17 protein-coding genes, 1 tRNA gene and 1 pseudogene are annotated in these 18,607 nt (G+C 68.7%); 9 read left to right on the top strand and 10 right to left on the bottom strand.

What is annotated here, in order from left to right:
• The first annotated feature begins 10 nt into the window (after positions 1 to 10).
• The 4 genes from ACIP6U_RS22145 to ACIP6U_RS22130 all read left to right on the top strand — a co-directional run bounded on the left by ACIP6U_RS22145 (position 11) and on the right by ACIP6U_RS22130 (position 5,680).
• Positions 11 to 1,453 (top strand): FtsW/RodA/SpoVE family cell cycle protein, encoded by a 1,443-nt coding sequence (locus tag ACIP6U_RS22145; RefSeq protein WP_401720327.1) that lies wholly within the window; start codon positions 11 to 13, stop codon positions 1,451 to 1,453.
• Positions 1,450 to 2,940, top strand: coding sequence for a peptidoglycan D,D-transpeptidase FtsI family protein (locus ACIP6U_RS22140; protein ID WP_401720324.1), 1,491 nt, complete (start codon positions 1,450 to 1,452; stop codon positions 2,938 to 2,940). The genes ACIP6U_RS22145 and ACIP6U_RS22140 overlap by 4 nt, the downstream gene beginning before the upstream one ends.
• A 169-nt stretch (positions 2,941 to 3,109) precedes the next feature.
• A complete protein-coding gene (pknB, locus tag ACIP6U_RS22135) occupies positions 3,110 to 5,089 on the top strand; it encodes a Stk1 family PASTA domain-containing Ser/Thr kinase (protein ID WP_401720321.1) in 1,980 nt (659 codons plus the stop codon).
• A gap of 63 nt (positions 5,090 to 5,152) precedes the next feature.
• Positions 5,153 to 5,680: a restriction endonuclease gene (locus tag ACIP6U_RS22130; protein WP_401720318.1), complete on the top strand. Its 528-nt coding sequence runs from the start codon at positions 5,153 to 5,155 to the stop codon at positions 5,678 to 5,680.
• A gap of 6 nt (positions 5,681 to 5,686) precedes the next feature.
• Here the strand turns inward: ACIP6U_RS22130 and ACIP6U_RS22125 are convergent, their stop codons facing one another.
• Genes ACIP6U_RS22125 through ACIP6U_RS22100 form a run of 6 tightly spaced genes read right to left on the bottom strand, consistent with a single transcriptional unit; the run spans position 5,687 to position 9,917 of the window.
• On the bottom strand, positions 5,687 to 6,442 hold the full coding sequence (locus tag ACIP6U_RS22125; protein WP_401720315.1) for a class E sortase: 756 nt from the start codon (positions 6,440 to 6,442) through the stop codon (positions 5,687 to 5,689).
• Between the two features lie 6 nt (positions 6,443 to 6,448).
• The gene (locus ACIP6U_RS22120) at positions 6,449 to 7,558 is read right to left on the bottom strand and encodes a class E sortase (RefSeq protein WP_401720312.1); all 1,110 of its coding nucleotides are present in this window, start codon (positions 7,556 to 7,558) and stop codon (positions 6,449 to 6,451) included.
• Positions 7,555 to 8,193 carry an aminodeoxychorismate/anthranilate synthase component II gene (locus tag ACIP6U_RS22115; protein ID WP_401720309.1) on the bottom strand — a complete coding sequence of 213 codons (639 nt, stop codon included), beginning with the start codon at positions 8,191 to 8,193 and terminating at the stop codon, positions 7,555 to 7,557. Before ACIP6U_RS22115 ends, ACIP6U_RS22120 begins: the two co-directional genes overlap by 4 nt.
• Complete coding sequence (locus ACIP6U_RS22110; protein ID WP_185146162.1) at positions 8,190 to 8,387, bottom strand: hypothetical protein; 198 nt, start codon at positions 8,385 to 8,387, stop codon at positions 8,190 to 8,192. Before ACIP6U_RS22110 ends, ACIP6U_RS22115 begins: the two co-directional genes overlap by 4 nt.
• A 16-nt stretch (positions 8,388 to 8,403) precedes the next feature.
• Positions 8,404 to 9,102 (bottom strand): class E sortase, encoded by a 699-nt coding sequence (locus ACIP6U_RS22105; RefSeq protein WP_401720306.1) that lies wholly within the window; start codon positions 9,100 to 9,102, stop codon positions 8,404 to 8,406.
• Between the two features lie 23 nt (positions 9,103 to 9,125).
• Positions 9,126 to 9,917: a DUF881 domain-containing protein gene (locus tag ACIP6U_RS22100; protein WP_401720303.1), complete on the bottom strand. Its 792-nt coding sequence runs from the start codon at positions 9,915 to 9,917 to the stop codon at positions 9,126 to 9,128.
• 142 nt (positions 9,918 to 10,059) lie between these two features.
• Between ACIP6U_RS22100 and crgA the strand changes: the two genes are divergently transcribed.
• Positions 10,060 to 10,314 carry a cell division protein CrgA gene (gene crgA, locus ACIP6U_RS22095; protein ID WP_123998946.1) on the top strand — a complete coding sequence of 85 codons (255 nt, stop codon included), beginning with the start codon at positions 10,060 to 10,062 and terminating at the stop codon, positions 10,312 to 10,314.
• 257 nt (positions 10,315 to 10,571) lie between these two features.
• On the opposite strand, the gene ACIP6U_RS22090 is transcribed toward crgA, so the two are convergent.
• Both ACIP6U_RS22090 and ACIP6U_RS22085 read right to left on the bottom strand, forming a co-directional pair.
• Positions 10,572 to 11,462 (bottom strand): rhomboid family intramembrane serine protease, encoded by an 891-nt coding sequence (locus tag ACIP6U_RS22090; RefSeq protein ID WP_401720602.1) that lies wholly within the window; start codon positions 11,460 to 11,462, stop codon positions 10,572 to 10,574.
• Positions 11,463 to 11,609: 147 nt separating this feature from the next.
• Positions 11,610 to 12,143 carry a peptidylprolyl isomerase gene (locus ACIP6U_RS22085; RefSeq protein WP_123998948.1) on the bottom strand — a complete coding sequence of 178 codons (534 nt, stop codon included), beginning with the start codon at positions 12,141 to 12,143 and terminating at the stop codon, positions 11,610 to 11,612.
• Between the two features lie 253 nt (positions 12,144 to 12,396).
• Here ACIP6U_RS22085 and ACIP6U_RS22080 point away from each other — a divergent pair, with 253 nt between their 5' ends.
• On the top strand, positions 12,397 to 13,101 hold the full coding sequence (locus tag ACIP6U_RS22080) for a DUF5324 family protein (protein ID WP_401720298.1): 705 nt from the start codon (positions 12,397 to 12,399) through the stop codon (positions 13,099 to 13,101).
• A gap of 317 nt (positions 13,102 to 13,418) precedes the next feature.
• Positions 13,419 to 14,051, top strand: a pseudogene (locus ACIP6U_RS22075) (ScbR family autoregulator-binding transcription factor); the annotation flags it as partial.
• A gap of 111 nt (positions 14,052 to 14,162) precedes the next feature.
• On the opposite strand, the gene ACIP6U_RS22070 reads toward ACIP6U_RS22075, so the two are convergent.
• Positions 14,163 to 14,235, bottom strand: a tRNA-Ala gene (locus tag ACIP6U_RS22070).
• Between the two features lie 181 nt (positions 14,236 to 14,416).
• Here ACIP6U_RS22070 and ACIP6U_RS22065 point away from each other — a divergent pair.
• Together ACIP6U_RS22065 and ACIP6U_RS22060 are read left to right on the top strand one after the other, a co-directional pair.
• On the top strand, positions 14,417 to 14,965 hold the full coding sequence (locus tag ACIP6U_RS22065; RefSeq protein ID WP_280876032.1) for a DNA-binding protein: 549 nt from the start codon (positions 14,417 to 14,419) through the stop codon (positions 14,963 to 14,965).
• A 470-nt stretch (positions 14,966 to 15,435) separates the two neighbouring features.
• Complete coding sequence (locus ACIP6U_RS22060) at positions 15,436 to 17,061, top strand: serine/threonine-protein kinase (protein ID WP_401720295.1); 1,626 nt, start codon at positions 15,436 to 15,438, stop codon at positions 17,059 to 17,061.
• Positions 17,062 to 17,086: 25 nt separating this feature from the next.
• On the opposite strand, the gene ACIP6U_RS22055 is transcribed toward ACIP6U_RS22060, so the two are convergent.
• A complete protein-coding gene (locus ACIP6U_RS22055; RefSeq protein ID WP_401720292.1) occupies positions 17,087 to 18,523 on the bottom strand; it encodes a hypothetical protein in 1,437 nt (478 codons plus the stop codon).
• Positions 18,524 to 18,607 lie beyond the last annotated feature (84 nt).

Here is an 18,607-nt window from a genome sequence, read left to right as displayed (position 1 = left end):
CCGTCACACGATGAGCAGTACTACCAACCAACCGACGCACCACACGTCCACGATCGGCGCGATCGGAGCGCCGAGCAGACGCAACACCGAGCTCGCCATGCTCGTGTTCGCCGTCGTCATCCCGGTCTTCGCCTACGCCAACGTGGGGCTGGCCATCGACGACCAGGTGCCGGCGGGTCTGCTGAGCTACGGCCTGGGCCTGGGTCTGCTGGCCGCCATCGGGCATCTCGCGGTACGCAAGTTCGCCCCGTACGCGGATCCCCTGCTGCTGCCCCTGGCCACGCTCCTCAACGGGCTCGGACTCGTCGTCATCTGGCGACTGGACCAGTCGAAGCTGCTCCAGTCGCTGCCCAACTACGTCCAGGCCGCGCCCCGCCAGCTGCTGTACACCGCGATGGGCATCGCCCTGTTCGTCGTCGTGCTGATCTTCCTGAAGGACCACCGCGTCCTCCAGCGCTACACGTACATCTCCATGTTCGCCGCCCTGGTGCTGCTCCTGCTGCCGTTGGTGCCCGGACTCGGGGCCAACATCTACGGCGCGAAGATCTGGATCCGGGTCCCCGGCCTCGGCTCCCTGCAGCCCGGCGAGTTCGCGAAGATCCTCCTCGCCATCTTCTTCGCCGGCTACCTCATGGTGAAGCGTGACGCCCTGGCTCTCGCCAGCCGCCGCTTCATGGGCCTGTACCTGCCGCGCGGCCGCGACCTCGGCCCCATCCTGGTCGTCTGGGCGATCTCGATCCTCATCCTGGTCTTCGAGACCGACCTCGGCACCTCGCTGCTGTTCTTCGGAATGTTCGTCATCATGCTGTACGTCGCCACCGAGCGGACCAGCTGGATCGTCTTCGGTCTGCTGATGTCCGCGGCCGGCGCGGTCGGCGTGGCCAGCTTCGAACCGCACGTCCAGCAGCGTGTCCAGGCGTGGCTCGACCCGATGAAGGAGTACAAGCTCAGCCAGGCAGGCGTCGTCGGCCACTCCGAGCAGTCGATGCAGGCCCTGTGGGCCTTCGGCTCCGGCGGCACCCTCGGCAGCGGTCTGGGCCAGGGCCACTCCGATCTGATCCGGTTCGCCGCCAACTCCGACTTCGTCCTGGCCACCTTCGGCGAGGAACTCGGCCTGGCCGGCATCATGGCGATCCTGCTCATCTATGGCCTGATCGTGGAACGCGGCGTGCGTACCGCCCTCGCCGCCCGCGACCCGTTCGGCAAGCTGCTCGCCGTGGGCCTGTCCGGCGCCTTCGCCCTCCAGGTCTTCGTGGTGGCCGGCGGTGTGATGGGCCTGATCCCGCTGACCGGTATGACCATGCCGTTCCTGGCCTACGGCGGCTCCTCCGTACTGGCCAACTGGGCGCTGATCGGCATCCTCATCCGCATCTCCGACACCGCCAGACGACCGGCGCCCGCCCCCGCCGCCAACCCCGACGCCGAGATGACCCAGGTGGTCCGCCCGTCATGAACAAGCCCCTGCGCCGGATCGCGATTTTCTGCGGCCTGTTGGTCCTCGCGCTGCTCGCGCGTGACAACTGGCTCCAGTACGTCAAGGCCGACAGCCTCAAGGACGATCCGAAGAACCGCCGTGTCACCATCGCGCGCTACTCCACCCCGCGAGGCGACATCATCGTCGACGGCGAGCCGATCACCGGCTCCACCAAGACCAGCAAGTCGGGGCTCAACGACCTTGAGTACAAGCGCACTTACAAGAACGGCGCCATGTGGGCGCCGGTCACTGGGTACGCCTCCCAGGCCTTCGGCGCCAACCAGCTGGAGTCCATCGAGGACGGCATCCTCACCGGCGACGACGACCGGCTCTTCTTCCGCAACACCCTGGACATGATCACGGGCAAGGAAAAGGCCGGCGGCAACGTCGTCACCACGCTGAACGGCGCCGCCCAGAAGGCCGCCTACGACGGTCTGAAGAAGCAGGGCGGCAAGGGCGCGGTCGCCGCGCTCGACCCGGCCACCGGCAAGATCCTGGCGCTGGCCTCGTACCCCTCGTACGACCCGTCGTCGTTCGCCGGGAACTCCACAGACGTGGACTCCAAGAACTGGACCAAGCTCCAGAAGAAGAACAACCCCGACGACCCGATGCTCAACCGGGCGCTGCGCGAGACCTACCCGCCGGGCTCCACCTTCAAGGTGGTCACCGCCGCCGCCGCGCTGGAGAACGGCCTGTACAAGTCGGCCGAGGAGAAGACCGACTCGCCGCTGCCCTACATCATGAAGGGCACCACGACCGAGCTGAAGAACGAGGGGAACATCCCCTGCAAGAACGCGACGATGAGGGTCGCGCTGCAGTACTCCTGCAACACCGTCTTCGGCAAGATCGGCTCCGACCTCGGCAACGACAAGATGCTGGCGGAGGCGAAGAAGTTCGGCTTCGACCAGGAGCAGTTCACGCCGGTCCGCTCCAGCGCCTCGGTCTTCTCCGACGACATGAACTCCTCGCAGACCGCGCTCTCCTCGATCGGCCAGTTCAACACCGCCGCGACCCCGCTGCAGATGGCCATGGTCGCCTCCGCGGTCGCCAACGACGGCAAGCTGATGAAGCCGTACATGGTCGACAAGCTCCAGTCCTCCAACGTCGACACGATCGCGCAGACCGACCCCGAGGAGTTGAGCCAGCCCCTGTCGTCGGAGAACGCGCAGATCCTGCAGTCGATGATGGAGACGGTCGTCAAGGACGGCACCGGCAAGAACGCGCAGATCGGCGACGGCGTGACGGTCGGCGGCAAGACCGGTACCGCGCAGCACGGTGTGGAGAACAGCGAGAACCCCTACGCGTGGTTCATCTCCTACGCCAAGCTCGGCGACGGCAGCACGCCGGTCGCCGTCGCGGTCGTGATCGAGGACGACAACGCCGTCCGTGACGACATCTCCGGCGGTGGCCTCGCGGCGCCGATCGCGAAGAGTGTGATGGAGGCGGTCATCAACTCCAAGAAGTGACGCCGCTCACCTCCCCTTCACATCGGTGCACGTTGCGATACCGGTCCTGTATCGGGTGACGGGCTTGGCCAGATCACACAAAGCCAGCCGGGTACGGTAGGCCCGGACGGCAGCCTCCGACCGCACAGCCGTGCCGGTCGGGACCGACGGAGAGGGCTGGTAGGGAACTATGGAAGAGCCGCGTCGCCTAGGCGGCCGGTACGAGCTGGGCCAGGTGCTCGGTCGCGGTGGCATGGCAGAGGTCTACCTCGCCCATGACACCCGCCTCGGCCGCACCGTGGCGGTGAAGACGCTACGCGCCGACCTCGCGCGCGACCCGTCCTTCCAGGCCCGCTTCCGCCGGGAGGCCCAGTCGGCCGCCTCGCTCAACCATCCCGCGATCGTCGCGGTCTACGACACGGGCGAGGACTACATCGACGGGGTCTCGATCCCGTACATCGTGATGGAGTACGTCGACGGGTCCACGCTGCGCGAACTGCTGCACTCGGGCCGCAGGCTGCTGCCCGAGCGCACCCTGGAGATGACCATCGGGATCCTCCAGGCCCTGGAGTACTCCCACCGCGCCGGCATCGTCCACCGCGACATCAAGCCCGCCAACGTCATGCTCACCCGCAACGGCCAGGTCAAGGTCATGGACTTCGGCATCGCCCGCGCGATGGGCGACTCCGGCATGACGATGACCCAGACCTCCGCGGTGATAGGTACGGCTCAGTACCTCTCGCCGGAGCAGGCCAAGGGCGAGCAGGTCGACGCCCGCTCGGACCTCTACTCCACGGGCTGTCTGCTCTACGAACTCCTCACGGTCCGCCCGCCGTTCGTGGGCGACTCCCCGGTCGCGGTCGCTTACCAGCACGTGCGCGAGGAGCCGCAGCCGCCGTCGGTCTTCGACCCCGAGATCACGCCCGAGATGGACGCGATCGTCCTCAAGGCGCTGGTCAAGGACCCGAACTACCGCTACCAGTCGGCCGACGAGATGCGCATGGACATCGAGGCCTGCCTCGACGGCCAGCCGGTCGCGGCCACGGCGGCGATGGGTTCGGTGGGCTACGGCGGTTACGGCGACGACCAGGCGACCACGGCGCTGCGCGCCCAGGACGCCGGCGCGACGTCGATGCTGCCGCCGATGAACCCGGACGACGGTGGCTACGGCTACGACGACCGGCCGGACCGGCGCCGCCAGAAGAAGTCGAACACCTCGACGATCCTGCTGGTCGTGGCGGGCGTTCTGGTGCTGGTGGGCGCGATCCTGATCGGCAAGTGGGCGTTCGGCGGGAACAACGTCGGCAACGACGAGGTGCCCGTGCCGAACCTCGTCAGCCTGTCCCAGGCGGACGCCGAGAAACAACTGACCAACAGTGAGCTGAAGCTCGGGGACGTCACCAAGAAGCCCTGCGCCGACCAGGCCAAGGGCACGGTCTGCTCCTCGAGCCCGGCGAGCGGCACCACCATCAAGAAGGGGACCGCGGTCAGCCTCGTGGTCTCGACCGGCGCCCCGAAGGTCGCTGTACCGAGTGTCCTGGGCAAGAGCCTCGACGAGGCGACGGACATCCTTGAGGGCGACGACTACAAGTTCGTCATCAAGACCAAGACCCAGGTGTCCACGGAGGACCCGAACACGGTCCTGGAGCAGAACCCGGGGCTCGGCAAGGAAGTCGAGAAGGGCTCGACGATCACACTGACGATCGCGAAGGCCGAGGCGAAGTCCACGGTGCCCGACGTGGTCGGCCAGAGCTGTGATGCGGCCAAGGCCCAGATGACGGCCAACAACCTGGTCGGCACCTGCGTCGACGAGGAGACCGACGACAACAACAAGGTCGGCAAGGTCATCTCGACCGACCCGCAGGTGGGCACCCAGGTCGACAAGAACTCGACGGTCAACATCAAGATCGGCAAGGCCAAGCAGCCGGAACAGGTCCAGGTCCCACAGATCCAGAACCAGCGGCTCGGCGACGTCAAGCAGTTGCTGGCCAACGCGGGTCTGGTGGTCGGCAACATCCAGGGCTCGAACGACGACAACGCGATCGTCATCTCCTCGGACCCGGGCCAGGGCAACACGGTCGACAAGGGCTCCGCGGTCAACCTGATCGCCGTGAACAACGGCAACGGCAACGACGGCGGGACCAACTTCTTCGGCGGTACGAGCGGTTAGCGGTTGGCACCACCGGTGAACAACAGTGGGCCCCTGCCGGGGAATCCGGCGGGGGCCTCTCTATTGCCCGAGACGAGACCGCAGCGCCGCGTCCTGGAACGAACCGACGTACTCGACAGGGTCAAAGCGCTGTCACTGCTGCCGGACGGGATGCATGTGACGACGGCGATGGTGGCGACGTACTTCGGAGTCGGCCTCGAAGCCGTCAAGTCGCTCGTCAAGGATCACCGGGCCGAGTTGGAAGCCAACGGCTACCACCTGTTGACGGGCGAGGAACTGAGGTCCTTGAAGGACCTCAGTGGCATTCAGTCACGCGCTCGCTCCCTGGCCCTCTTCTCCCGCCGCGCCGTCCTCAACGTCGCCATGCTCCTCAGGGACAGCGAAGTCGCACGTCAGGTGCGTGTGTATCTCCTGGACATGGAATACCTGGCACGCACCACGCCTGTGGAAAACTTGTTCAACGCCCTGATCGAAACGTCGGGCGAGCACAGCAGAGAGCTGATCGCCCTTCGGGCAGGCGTCCAGCGGATCGAGAAGCGACTTCAGCAACACCATGCCCGACTGCGGCGGTTGGAGCATCGCCACAAGTGATTCGGGTCAGCGCAGTTCCTTCGGTGGAGTGCGCTTGTTGTCCACCTTCTCCACCCGGACCAACTCGCCCCAGACCACGTACCGGTACCGCGATGTGTAGACCGGCGTGCAGGTCGTCAGCGTGATGTAGTGGCCGGCCTTCTTCTTGCCGGATTCCTTCGGGATCTGGGTGAGGACCTGGACGTTGTACTTCGAGGTCTCCGGGAGGGTGGCGTAGACCTTGTAGACGTACCACTTGTCCTTCGTCTCGAAGACGATCGGGTCGCCCTTGCTCAGCTTGTCGATGTTGTGGAACTTCGCGCCGTGGCCGTCGCGGTGGGCGGCGAGGGTGAAGTTGCCCTTTTTGTTCGACGTGGGAAGCGTGGCCTTGGCGGGGTCCGTGTAGTAGCCGGCCACGCCGTTGTTGAGGATCTTCGTCGAGGTGCCCTTCTCGACCAGGACCTCGCCGTTCTTCATGGCGGGGACGTGCAGGAAGCCGATGCCGTTCTTGGTGTTCAGGGCACCGGGCCCGGTCGCCTCCTGGGACCAGTTGTCACGGACCTTGTCGGCTTCTTTGTCGGCCTTGCGGTCGGCGACGACGTTGGTCCACCACAGCGAGTAGACGACGAACAGGCCGAGCACCAGCCCGCCGGTGATGAGGAGTTCGCCGAGGACGCTGACCGCCTGCGCGACGGGCCCGGGCCCGCGACGGACCTCGGGCGGCGCGGGCGCATCCGTGTGCTCTTCGTGCTGTGTGCCGTCGGTGGTCGCTGCCACGTTCATCCGCCCCTACTCGACGAGCGCATCCGGCTTCCCCTTGCTGCGCGGCCGTTCCTCGACCATCTTGCCCCAGACGATCAGCCGGTACTTGCTGGTGAACTCCGGCGTGCAGGTGGTGAGGGTGATGTAGCGGCCCGGCGCCGTGAAACCCGATCCCTTCGGGACGGGGTCGATGACAGTCGTGTTGCTCGGCGCCGTCGACGGCAGCATCGACGCGACCTTGTAGACGTAGTAGTCGTCCTGCGTCTCGACGACGACCTCGTCGCCCGCCTTCAGCCGGTTGATGTACCGGAACGGCTCGCCGTGCGTGTTGCGGTGCCCCGCGAGCGAGAAGTTGCCGGTCTTCGCCGACGGCATCGCCGTCTTCAGCGGGCTCTCGCTGTAGTGACCGACCATGCCCTTGTCGAGCACCTTCTTGTTGCTGACGCCCTCGGCGATCGGCACCACGACGTCCAGCTTGGGGATGTGGAGGATCGCGAAGCCCTGCCCCGGCTCGAAACTGCCCGGCGCCCGCTTGCCACTGGCCCAGTCGTTCTGGAGGCTGCTCGTCTCCTTGTCCGCCTGCGCGTGCGCCCGGACGTTCGTCCACCACAGCTGGTAGCTGACGAACAGCAGCATCAGCACACCGGTGGTGATGAACACCTCGCCGATCGCCCGGCTGGCCATCACCGCCGCACCCGGCTTACGGGCCTTGGCCTGCCGACGGGCCTCCATCCGGGACAGCGGCGCCCCCGAACCCCCCTCGGCGGCCCCCGGGATCCCCGCGGCCTCCGACGCCGAGGGCGCACCCCCGTGCCGACCGTGTCCGCCGTGCCCTGCGTGGCCGCCATGACCCCCGTGCCCCCCACGACGGCCCTTCGCGGCCTTTCTGCGGGCCGCCCGGCCACCCGGGGTGGTTCCTGTGGCAGATGTGGTCGCTGAGGCGGCAGACGGCGATATGAACCCACCCGGCGGCGGCTCGGGTATCCGCAGCGCCACCGTCTCCTCGTCGATCGGCGGCTGGTACGCCTGCTCGGGCGCCTGCCGACCCACGGTCCAGTCCCCCAACGCCGATGACGCCTCGTACGACTCCTGTCCGTACGAGGCGCCTGACTCGCGCTCGGGGCGCAGCGCGGTCACGCCGAGGCCCTGCCCACCACCGGGGCGAGCCCGGCCGACCTGGCCACCGCGCCCTGGTCGCCGCACTCCACCAGCCAGTTGGCCAGCATCAGGTGGCCGTGCTCGGTGAGCACCGACTCGGGGTGGAACTGCACGCCCTCGACCGGGAGTTCACGGTGCCGCAGCCCCATGACGATGCCGTCGTGGGTGCGCGCCGTGACCTCCAGCTCGGCCGGCACGGTCGCCGGCTCGGCCGCGAGCGAGTGGTACCGGGTCGCCGTGAACGGCGACGGCAGGCCCGCGAAGACGCCCTTGCCGCCGTGCTCGACCAGGGAGGTCTTGCCGTGCAGCAGCTCCGGCGCGCGGTCCACGACCCCGCCGTACGCCACCTGCATCGACTGCATGCCCAGGCAGACGCCGAAGACGGGCACCCCGGTCGAGGCGCAGTGGCGGACCATCTCGACGCAGATCCCGGCCTCCTCGGGTGTCCCGGGGCCCGGGGACAGGAGCACGCCGTGGAAACCGTCCTGGGCGTGCGCGGTCGACACCTCGTCGTTGCGCAGCACCTCGCACTCGGCGCCGAGCTGGTACAGGTACTGGACCAGGTTGAAGACGAAGCTGTCGTAGTTGTCGACGACGAGAATCCGCGCTGTCACTGGTTGTCCACCGTCACATCGTTGAAGGGAAGCAGCGGTTCGGCCCACGGAAAGACGTACTGGAACAGGACGTAGACCACGACCATCGCCAGCACGAGCGAGATGAGCGCCTTCACCCATGCGTTGCCCGGCAGATGCCGCCAGATCCAGCCGTACATGCCGTCCCTTCCGTTCCACCACGGCACCAGACTCACGCCGTACCGCACCAGACTAACGGCGTAGAGCCTGTGGTCTCCCGGCCTCCACCGGCTGCGTGGAGTCCAGGTGCGCCCACACGATCAGCCGGTGACTGTGTCCCCACTCGGGATCGCACGTGGTCAACGTGAGATACCGGCCTTCCCGCGTATACCCCGACTTACGTGGGACAGGGTCGATCACCTCAACGTCCGTGGGGACGGTTTTGTAGGGCCCTTTGTCGATCCGATAGGTGAACCATGTGGTCCCGTCCGTCAACACCACCGCGTCGCCCTTGCGCAGCTTGGGGAAGTCCTTGAAGGGATCCCCGTATGTCCGCCGATGCCCGGCGACGGCGAAATTGCCCTCCTGCCCGAGCTGGGCGGTGCCCCGGTAGTGACCGAGCCCCTTCTTGAGGGTGCTCACCGCGGTGTCTTCGAGCACGGGCTTGTTCCACGTGAAACCAAGCCGCGGGATGTACATGATCGCGAAAGGCTTGCCCGGGCTGTAGGCCGCCGGCGCCTTCGGGCTCGCGGGCGTGGAAGCCGTGGGAGCCGCCGTGGTCCGGGGCTCCGCCGTCTGCTTCGCCCACTGCCCCTGGAGGACGTCGATCTGGTGGTTCATCGCGCCGTCCGCCCGGACCCCGGTCCAGAACAGTACGTAGACGACGAAGAGGACGATCAGCGCGCCGACCGTGATGCACAGTTCGCTGACGGTCCTGACGACAACGCGCACCGGCAGCTCCTGAACGGCTCAGTTCACCCCACGGGCTCGGCGTAGTGCAGATCCACTGTGCCCGAGTAGCCGGGCAGAGTCACCGTCCCGTCCTGGGTGACTTTCCAGCCGAGGCCGTAGACATTCACGTAGACCATGTAGTTCTGGATCGCCTTCGAATCGGACAGCGCCTTGTTCAGCCTGTCCGGGTCACCGACGGCGGTGATCTTGTACGGCGGTGAGTAGACCCGGCCCTGGAGGATCAGGGTGTTGCCCACGCAGCGCACGGCGCTGGTGGAGATCAGCCGCTGGTCCATGACCTTGATGCCCTGGGCGCCGCCCTGCCACAGCGCGTTCACCACGGCTTGGAGGTCCTGCTGGTGGATGACCAGGTAGTCGGGCTGCGGCTCGGGATAGCCGGGGAGCTTGGCGGTGGCGTCCGGCGGGGCGTCGTTCAGCGTGACGGTCATCGCCTTGCCCGTCACCTTCTGGGTGCCCGCGCTCTTCTCCAAGCCGGCGAGCTTGTCGTCCTCCGCCTTGGTGCTGCCGTCGTCGCCCTCGGCGAGCGATTCGACGTCGTCGCGCAGCGAACCGTTGGACTCGTCCAGACCCTTGTTCTTGTGGCTGCGCTCCTGGATGAGGTCGGAGAGCTTGAGCAAGGACGCGTCCGTGCGGATGTTGGTGCCCTTGGCGGTGTCGAAGCTGGTGAAGAAGATGAGCCCCGCGAGGGCGAAGACGGCCACCGTGAGCACCCGCATCGGCCGCAGCCGACGACGCGCGGGTTCGGGCGCGGAACCCGTTGTACCCGTACCGGGGGAGTCGGCAGAATTGGTCAACGTACCCTTATCTCCTTCGGCGCCGCGGAAGCACTACGCTAACGGACGCCCGGGGGAGCACTAAGAGTCCCCTTGTACGCTGCCCCGGAGCCCGATCCAGTTACCTGCGCGGCCACGCAGCGCATCGACAGGAGAGACCCTCGTGCCGAAGTCACGTATCCGCAAGAAGGCCGACTACACGCCGCCACCGGCGAAGCAGGCGACCGCCATCAAACTGAACAGCCGTGCATGGGTGGCACCCGTGATGCTGGCCATGTTCCTCATCGGGCTGGCCTGGATCGTCGTCTTCTACGTGTCCGACGGGTCGATGCCCATCGACAGTCTGGACAACTGGAACATCGTGGTGGGCTTCGGCTTCATCGCCGCCGGATTCGGTGTCTCCACGCAGTGGAAGTAGCGGCCACCACACGGTGAACGCAGCTCTGCCCACGGCTATCCGCTGAGTTATCCACAGCCGTTGTCCACATGGGGAAAAGAAAGACGATCTGTGGATAACCCATCGGGTGTTGACGCTGGTGTGACAGACCTACCGGCAACCGAAAACTCGTTCGCCCCCTGCCTGACCTGCAGAAATGCCGGTCAGTAACAGGGGGCGACGACGTTCCCCCACCGTGTGCACTAGATCCGCCACACGCTGTGGACAACGGTTCGGTATCAGGTGAGCTGTGCGGTCCTGATCAGGGTCATCGCGACCACGACGACGAGGACCACCGCGCACGTCCCGTACTGCACCAGGTTCCGCCGTTCGCGCGGGGCGTGGACCATCGCGTAGCCGGTGATCACGCCGGCCACGAGGCCGCCGATGTGGGCCTGCCAGGCGATGTTGCTCCAGCCGAAGGTGAAGATGAGGTTGATCACCAGCAGGGCGATGACCGGCCGCATGTCGTAGTTGAGCCGGCGCATCAGGACCGCGGTGGCGCCGAAGAGGCCGAAGATCGCGCCCGAGGCGCCCAGCGAGGGCTGATTGGCGGCGGCGATCAGATAGGTGAGCGCGCTGCCGGCCAGCCCCGAGACGAAGTAGAGGGCGAGATAGCGGGCGCGGCCGAGGGCCGCCTCCAGGGGGCCGCCGATCCACCACAGGCTCAGCATGTTGAAGAGGATGTGGATGTAGCTGCCGTGCAGGAACATCGCGGTCAGCATCCGGTACCACTGGCCCTCGGCGATCCCCTCGACCGAGCCGAGGACCGGGACGTAGGCCTGGCCGAGCAGCTCGAAGCGGGTGTCGAAGCGGTCGCCGACGGAGAGCTGGACCAGGAAGACCGCGAGGTTCACGCCGACCAGGATCTTCGTGACCAGCCGCGGGTCGGCGGCGACCGTGCCGCCGGCGAGGGTGCGGGGGCGGCTCGCGGCGGGGGCGTGGCCGGTACCGGAGTCGCCGCGGGCGTCATCGGGGCACTGGAAGCCGACGGACGCGTCGACCATGCACTCGGGGCAGATCGGACGGTCGCAGCGGGTGCAGCGGACGCCGGTCTCGCGGTCCGGGTGGCGGTAGCAGCCGGGCAGACGCTGGGCGTCCTGCGAGCTGTCGGCGGCTCGGTCGTCCATGACATCCCCCAGGTCGTCGCATAGGTGGTCGCGCGCGAGGGCGGGCACGAAATGCACCGCCCCGCCCAATCTTTACGGATGGGCGGGGCGTTTGGTTCCTGCCCTGCGGGGTTCCCGGTCTGTGCGGCTCGCTCTCGCGAGTCGGGTTCAGCTCTCGCGGGTCTCCACGACGACCGTCTCGATGACGACGTCGTCGAGCGGGCGGTCGGTGCGCGGGTTGGTCTGCAGGGCGGCGACGGTGTCGACGACCTTCTGACTGGCCGGGTCGGTGACCTCGCCGAAGATGCTGTGCTTGCGGTTCAACCAGGTCGTGGGGGCGAGGGTGATGAAGAACTGGGAGCCGTTGGTCGCCGGGCCCGCGTTGGCCATGGCCAGGACGTACGGCTTGTTGAAGGAGAGGTCCGGGTGGAACTCGTCCTCGAACTGGTAGCCGGGCCCACCGGTGCCGTTGCCCAGCGGGTCGCCGCCCTGGATCATGAAGCCGCTGATCACCCGGTGGAAGATCGTGCCGTCGTAGAGCTTGTCCGAGGACTTCTCGCCGGTCTCGGGGTTGGTCCACTCACGCTGGCCCTGGGCGAGCTCGACGAAGTTCCGGACCGTCTTGGGGGCGTGGTTCGGCAGGAGCCGGACTTCGATGTCGCCGTGGTTGGTCTTCAGGGTGGCGTAGAGCTGCTCGGCCACGATCTGCCTTCCGTTGTCTTCCTTGTGCCGCCCCGATCCTCCCACGCCCCGCGCCCTGCTCGCGGAAATCGGCCGAGTGCCTCCAGGGCGGGGGCACTCGCCGTCGATCCGTGGCATTGTCGACGACAAGCTCCCGTTGCACCGCATTCATCCTCTATTGGACTTGGCCGACATGCCCCGGGGTGTGCCGGCAGGCATGATCCGTAAAAGGGTGGAAAGTCGAATTACGTACGCCACCGAGGAGGAGGAACCAGTGACCCGCATCGACAGCGTGCGCGCCGCGACCGGTTCGGCGAAGGACAGCGTGCTGCACGCCGCGGAAGTGGTGGCGCCCTACGCCGACACGGCCAAGGACAAGGCCGCCCACTACGCACAGGAGGCCCGCGTCCGGCTCGCGCCGCGAGTCTCGCTCGCCGCCGACCAGGCCCGTGTCCAATACGACGCCCATCTCGCGCCGCGGCTGGAACAGGCGCGTACGCATGTGCCGCCGAAGGTCGACCAGGCCGCCCACGACGCCGCGATCCGCACCCGGCAGGCCGCTCGACAGGCCGCCGAGTACTCGCGGCCGAGGATCGAGCAGGCGGTCGCCGCCGCCGGGCCCGTCCGCGAGGAGGCCACCGCGCGGGGGGCGGCCGCGCTGGCCGCGCTGCGCGGACAGGTCTCGCCGAAGGAGATCCAGAAGCTGGCCCGCAAGCACCAGCGTCGGGCACGGGCCGGTCGGGCCGCGAAGGCGCTGCTGGTGGTCGGCGTGCTGGCGGGTGGCGCCTTCGCCGCCTGGAAGTGGTGGGACAAGCAGGCCAACCCGGACTGGCTGGTCGAGCCGCCCGCGGCGACCGAGGTCCCCGAGACCGGCCGGCTGACGTCGGTGGACGGCAGCCTCGGCGAGGCGGGCCTCGACCCCGAGGTACAGGTCAAGGAGGCCGAGGAAGAGGCCGCCCAGCGTGACGAGGGCCGGTAGACGTTCGATCGACCCTGACCTGGGGCCCCCGGCGCGGTAGCCGGGGGCCCTTCGTCGTCCTCACGACGGGCCGGACAAAGAAACGGTCCGGGCGGTTTCTTTATGCAGCCGATCCGAGACGCCTTCCCCCTTCATGCGTGACGCGTACACGGGAACAGGGCCTCACGGAACCCCTCATCCCGGATACAACCCCTACCCAGAACGTGACGAAACAGACCGTATGGTCGGGTAGAGTGCTCGTCACACCCTGTTAGACGGCGGTTCGACGAGGCGCCGCCGGCACGGAACGACGCAACGCACGCCTCGAAGGGGACGACATGGCCAAGCAGGCCCGCGCGGTGCAGACCCGGCGCTCGATCGTGGAGGCCGCGGCGAGCGTGTTCGCCGAGTTCGGCTACGAGCGGGCGGCCACGTCGGAGATCCTGCGCCGGGCGCATGTCACCAAGGGCGCGATGTACTTCCACTTCCCCTCCAAGGAGTCGCTCGCCCAGGCGGTCATGGACGAGCAGACCTCGCTGGTGAATGTGGAGCCACAGCTCTCGCCCCTGCAGTCGGTCATCGACATCACCCACCAGTTCGCCCACGTGCTGTGCCACGACGCCCTCGCCCGGGCCGGCACGCGACTGTCCATCGAGGGCATGCACGTCGGCGGCACGCACCCGTGGGGCGACTGGTTCGACCTCACCACCCGGCTGCTGGCCGAGGGACAGGAGCAGGGCGAGGTGCTGGCACAGGTCGAGCCCCGGGAGACCGCCGAGTTCGTCGTGGCCGCCTTCACCGGCGTCCAGTTGGTCTCCGAGGCCCTCAGCCGACGGGCCGACCTGCGCGTCCGGGTCGCCGGGATGTGGCGCCACATCCTGCCGTCCATCGCCCACCCGGCCACCATCGCCCGGCTCCGCCCGGAGGGCGCCACCGAGATCGCCGAGGTCACCGAGGCCACCGAGGAAGCCGGAGTCCACGCCGGTACCGCCTGAGGGCCACGGCGCACGGGAACACACCAGAACGCATGAGAAAACCCCCGCCCGACCGCGTTTCCGCAGGCCGGACGGGGGTTCTCGGTGTGGAGCCTAGGGGAGTCGAACCCCTGACATCTGCCATGCAAAGACAGCGCTCTACCAACTGAGCTAAGGCCCCGGAAAAGTAGCGCCCGCCGGAGGAAACCCACACCGGTCGGCGCCGCAGACCAGAGTACCGGGTCACCCCCCGTATCTCGCAAAAAGATTGGGGGTCCCCGCTGGCGACCACTCTCCGTAAGATGCTCGGCGTGGTTCGCGACAGCGAACCACCGTACTTGGGGAAGCGATGGGGAGACGCAATGGACGCCGCACAGCAGGAAGCGACCGCAAGAGCGCGGGAACTGCAGCGGAACTGGTACGGGGAGCCGCTGGGGGCGCTCTTCCGTAAGCTCATAGAAGATCTCGGCCTCAACCAGGCCAGGCTCGCGGGGGTACTGGGCCTGTCCGCGCCGATGCTGTCCCAGCTGATGAGCGGTCAGCGGGCGAAGATCGGCAACCCGGCCGTCGTACAGCGGGTTCAGCTGCTGCAGGACCTGGCGGGGCAGGTCGCGGACGGCAGCGTCAGCGCCGCCGAGGCCACCGAACGCATGGAGGAGATCAAGAAGTCCCAGGGGGGCTCGGTGCTCAGCAACACCACGACCACGACGAGCAGTTCGGGTGCGCCGACGGTCAAGCGGGTGGTCCGCGAGATCCAGTCGCTGCTCCGCTCGGTGGCCGCCGCCGGCGACATCATCGATGCCGCCGACACCCTCGCCCCGACCCACCCGGAACTGGCAGAGTTCCTCCGGGTCTACGGCGCCGGCCGCACCTCGGACGCGGTCGCGCACTACCAGTCCCACCAGAGCTGAACCGGGGGCCCGGTCGCCGAAGGGGGTTCGGCAGCCGGGCCGACGGCCACCGGCCGAGGAGGACACGAGGCGCGAAGCTCGGGTCACGGGGGTTCGGGACACGGGGCTCGTGTCACGAGGGCGAGTCACAGGGATTCAGGTATCGGGCGTTCGGGCCTCGGGGGAGGCTCGAAACACGGAGGCCAGGCTACGGGGGTGGCGGCCACGGGGGCGCGGTGTACGGGGGCGCGGGAACGCAGGGCGAGAGGGTCGTATCACTCATCACCGGCCGTCAACTGGCCGACATCGACCATCGCTGACCTTCGCCGACCACCGTTGACCATGGCCCGACCCAGAACCGACCGAGGACCGACCGAGGACCGACCGAGGACCGACCGAGAATCCGCGCGAGAGGGAGTCGTATCGCTCATTGAAGGGGAGGTGAGGGGGAAGCAAGGGGGTAGCCGTAGGGGGAGGAGCGACGCACAGCCATGGGTGAGGTCTTCGCCGGACGGTACGAACTGGTCGACCCGATCGGACGCGGTGGGGTCGGCGCAGTCTGGCGTGCCTGGGACCACCGCCGCCGCCGCTACGTGGCCGCCAAGGTCCTCCAACAGCGCGACGCACACGCCCTGTTGCGCTTCGTGCGTGAGCAGGCCCTGCGTATCGATCACCCCCATGTGCTCGCACCGGCCAGCTGGGCCGCCGACGACGACCAGGTGCTGTTCACCATGGACCTGGTCGCCGGCGGCTCGCTGGTCCACCTGGTGGGGGACTACGGCCCCCTGCCGCCCGTCTTCGTGTGCACGCTGATCGACCAGCTCCTGTCAGGTCTGGCCGCCGTGCACGCGGAAGGCGTCGTCCACCGCGACATCAAGCCCGCCAACGTGCTCCTCGAAGCTACCGGCACCGCCCGACCGCGCCTCAGGCTGTCCGACTTCGGCATCGCCATGCGACTGGGCGAGCCGCGCCTGACGGAGACCAACCTCGTGGTGGGAACGCCCGGTTATCTCGCGCCCGAGCAGATGATGGGCTCCGAACCCGACTTCCCCGCCGACCTGTTCGCCGTCGGCCTGGTCGCGCTGTATCTGCTGGAGGGCGCGAAGCCGGACGCCAAGGCCCTCGTCCAGTACTTCGCGGAGTACGGCACACCGAGCGCCCCCAAGAGCGTCCCCGAGCCGCTCTGGCAGGTCGTGGCCACCTTGCTGCAGCCCGACCCGGTCGCGCGCTTCCGCACGGCCACGGGGGCGCGCAAGGCCCTCGCCGCCGCCCGCGAACTCCTCCCGGAGCCCGGCCCCGACGACGAACTGATCGAGATCTTCGACCAACTCGGCCCTCTCCCAACGGGGTTCGTACCGGAGGGACCGCTCAAGGCCGCGGCGGGGGTGGACACGAGTCTCAGGACGGGGACCGGAACGGGGTCCGGGACAGGATCGAGATCCGGGTCGGGGGCGGGCACGGGGGCAGGCACGGGGCTTGGCTCGGACAGACGCCCCCGCCCGGGCACAGGCGGCGCCGCCACCTCCGTAGGCGGAGGAAGCCGTCAAGCGCCGTACCGGCCCGGCGATTCCACCACCGACCGAAGCGGGATGTCGTCCCGGCCGTCGGACCCTCGCCAGAGCACTGGCCCCCAACCGCCGTCCGACACCTCCGCGCCCTCCACCCCTTCCCCGTCCACCCCGTCCACCCCGTCCTCCTCCCAGCAGCCCAGCATGTCGGACACGGGCAGCTTCCATCTGCCGCCTCCGCAGGCCACCGGCTCCTCCCCTCACATCCCTGCCTCCGCCCCGGCCGCCCCTGCTCCCCACACGCACCCCGACCAGGGCCCCCAGCACCAGCCACACCAACCGAACCAGCCCGCCCACGTCTCCCCCCACGACCCCACGCATGTGCTCTTCTCCCCCCAGCCACCCGTCCAGCGTGCTGAACCCTCTACTGCTTCGTACACCGCCCAAGTCCCGCAGGTTCCACCTACCGCGCAGAAAACTTCGCGCCGGAGCCACCGGGCCACCCGCGCCGCACGCCGGCCCGGCCCACCCGCGAAGGTCGCGATCCCGCTTCTGCTGCTGGCGCTGACCTGCTACGCGGTCGGCTTCTGGGCCCTGACCCAGATCTGAACCGCCGCTCCGGCAACCGTCGCCGTCACAAGGCCCCGGCCCGGCGCCGAGCCACGACGGTCCACGCCCCCAGCCCCACCAGCACCGCCGTGCCGCCGCCGATACCGGCCACCGCGAGAGCCGTCATCGCGGTGTCGCCGCCTCCCCCCGCACCGCCTCCCCCGTCCCCACCGTCCGCAGGCGCGTCCGCTCCCTGCCCCGCGACCTCGAACATGTTCCGCGGCACGGACTGCCCCGCGTATCCGGGCCCGCCCCGCACCTCCCCCTTCACCCCGACCCGCAGGTTCAGTCCGAACGGTCCGTCGCCGAAGTCGTCGGCGACACCCTCGGCGAGGTGCACGACCAGGTAGTACGTGCCGGCGAAGCGCATCCCGTTCACCCGGTCGGAGAACGCGTAGCGGTTGACGTAGTCGACCGGCGGCACCGCGTCGAGGGAGGCGGTCTTCTGGCGGCCGTCGTAGCTGACGCTCGCGTCCTCGACGTCGGCGCGCACGGGGTTGTAGAGGGCGAGGTCCAGCGCGCCCGGCGCGAGCCCCGTGGGGCCGTCGGAGCTGCCCAGTTCGGCGGCGGCGGAGAGCTGTTGGCCCCAGCCGACCGGCACTTCGTAGAAGAGCGTCTGTCCGGGCGCGATGTCGGTGCGCCACACGCCCTGTCCCACGGCGGCGGCCTGAGCGAATCCGGCGCCTCCTCGGCGCTCCTCGGCTTCGCCCGTGGGGACGCTGGGCGAGGCGGAGTCCCACACCTTGGGCGCGCTGGTGGCGCCGACCGCCTTCAGGCGCGGCTCGGTCGCGGCGGTGAGCTCCAGGTCCCAGGCGCCGGGCGAGGTGTCCGTCGTACCGGAACGTTCGACGACGACGTAGTACGCGCCGGCGTCCTCGCACACCGCGTCGCGGGGAGCGGTCGTACGAGCGCCCCAGGTGGTGATGGGGTGCGGGCTGCGGGACGCGCCGAAGCTCGCGGTCTCGAAGGAGCAGGAGCGGCCGTCGGCGTTCTGCATCCACACCTTGATGCCGGAGGTGACGGAGAGTTCGCCGCCGGTGCGCGGGACGGCGGTGACGGAGACGTACGCGTTGGAGGTGCCGTCGAGGTCGAGGCGGTAGTAGACCTTCTCGCTCTCGGGCAGGGAACTGCGGTACGTCCTGCCGGACTCGACGAGGGGCGCGTCCGCAGTGCCCGACGCCCCGTCGACGGGCAGGGCACCCGGCGCGAAGGCGTAGCCCGAGGGGGAGTCGTCACCCGAGGCGGAGGTGGTGGCCGAGGGGGAGGTGGTGGTCAGGGGGGACGTGGTCGTCGAGGGGGAGGAGGCGTCCGGGTCCGGTATGGGGGCCGCCGTCGCGGTCCCCGCCGGCCAGGACGTGAGCGCCGCGGCCGTGCACAGCACCGCCGCGGCCGCCACACGCGCGCGTGCCGACGGACGACCGCGCCGTGCCCCGGCACGCCACCACGCCGTACGCCGCCCCATCCCGCGTCACCCCTAGTCGTCACGTCGTCACCCGGACCCGCAAGGCCGTGGCCCATCCTGCCCCGCACGGCCGCGCGTCATCCG

The organism is Streptomyces sp. NPDC088794 (genome assembly GCF_044750545.1).
In the GTDB taxonomy this organism is placed as follows: domain Bacteria; phylum Actinomycetota; class Actinomycetes; order Streptomycetales; family Streptomycetaceae; genus Streptomyces.
This window is presented reverse-complemented; position numbering and strand designations above follow the sequence as displayed.

Excerpts from the sequence above, each read along its gene's own strand:
- ACIP6U_RS22145 (WP_401720327.1), top strand. The coding sequence starts at position 11 with ATGAGCAGTACTACCAACCAACCGACGCACCACACGTCCACGATCGGC.
- ACIP6U_RS22060 (WP_401720295.1), top strand. The coding sequence starts at position 15,436 with ATGGGTGAGGTCTTCGCCGGACGGTACGAACTGGTCGACCCGATCGGA.
- ACIP6U_RS22140 (WP_401720324.1), top strand. The coding sequence starts at position 1,450 with ATGAACAAGCCCCTGCGCCGGATCGCGATTTTCTGCGGCCTGTTGGTC.
- ACIP6U_RS22125 (WP_401720315.1), bottom strand. The coding sequence starts at position 6,442 with ATGAACGTGGCAGCGACCACCGACGGCACACAGCACGAAGAGCACACG.
- pknB (WP_401720321.1), top strand. The coding sequence starts at position 3,110 with ATGGAAGAGCCGCGTCGCCTAGGCGGCCGGTACGAGCTGGGCCAGGTG.
- ACIP6U_RS22055 (WP_401720292.1), bottom strand. The coding sequence starts at position 18,523 with ATGGGGCGGCGTACGGCGTGGTGGCGTGCCGGGGCACGGCGCGGTCGT.
- ACIP6U_RS22090 (WP_401720602.1), bottom strand. The coding sequence starts at position 11,462 with ATGGACGACCGAGCCGCCGACAGCTCGCAGGACGCCCAGCGTCTGCCC.
- ACIP6U_RS22065 (WP_280876032.1), top strand. The coding sequence starts at position 14,417 with ATGGACGCCGCACAGCAGGAAGCGACCGCAAGAGCGCGGGAACTGCAG.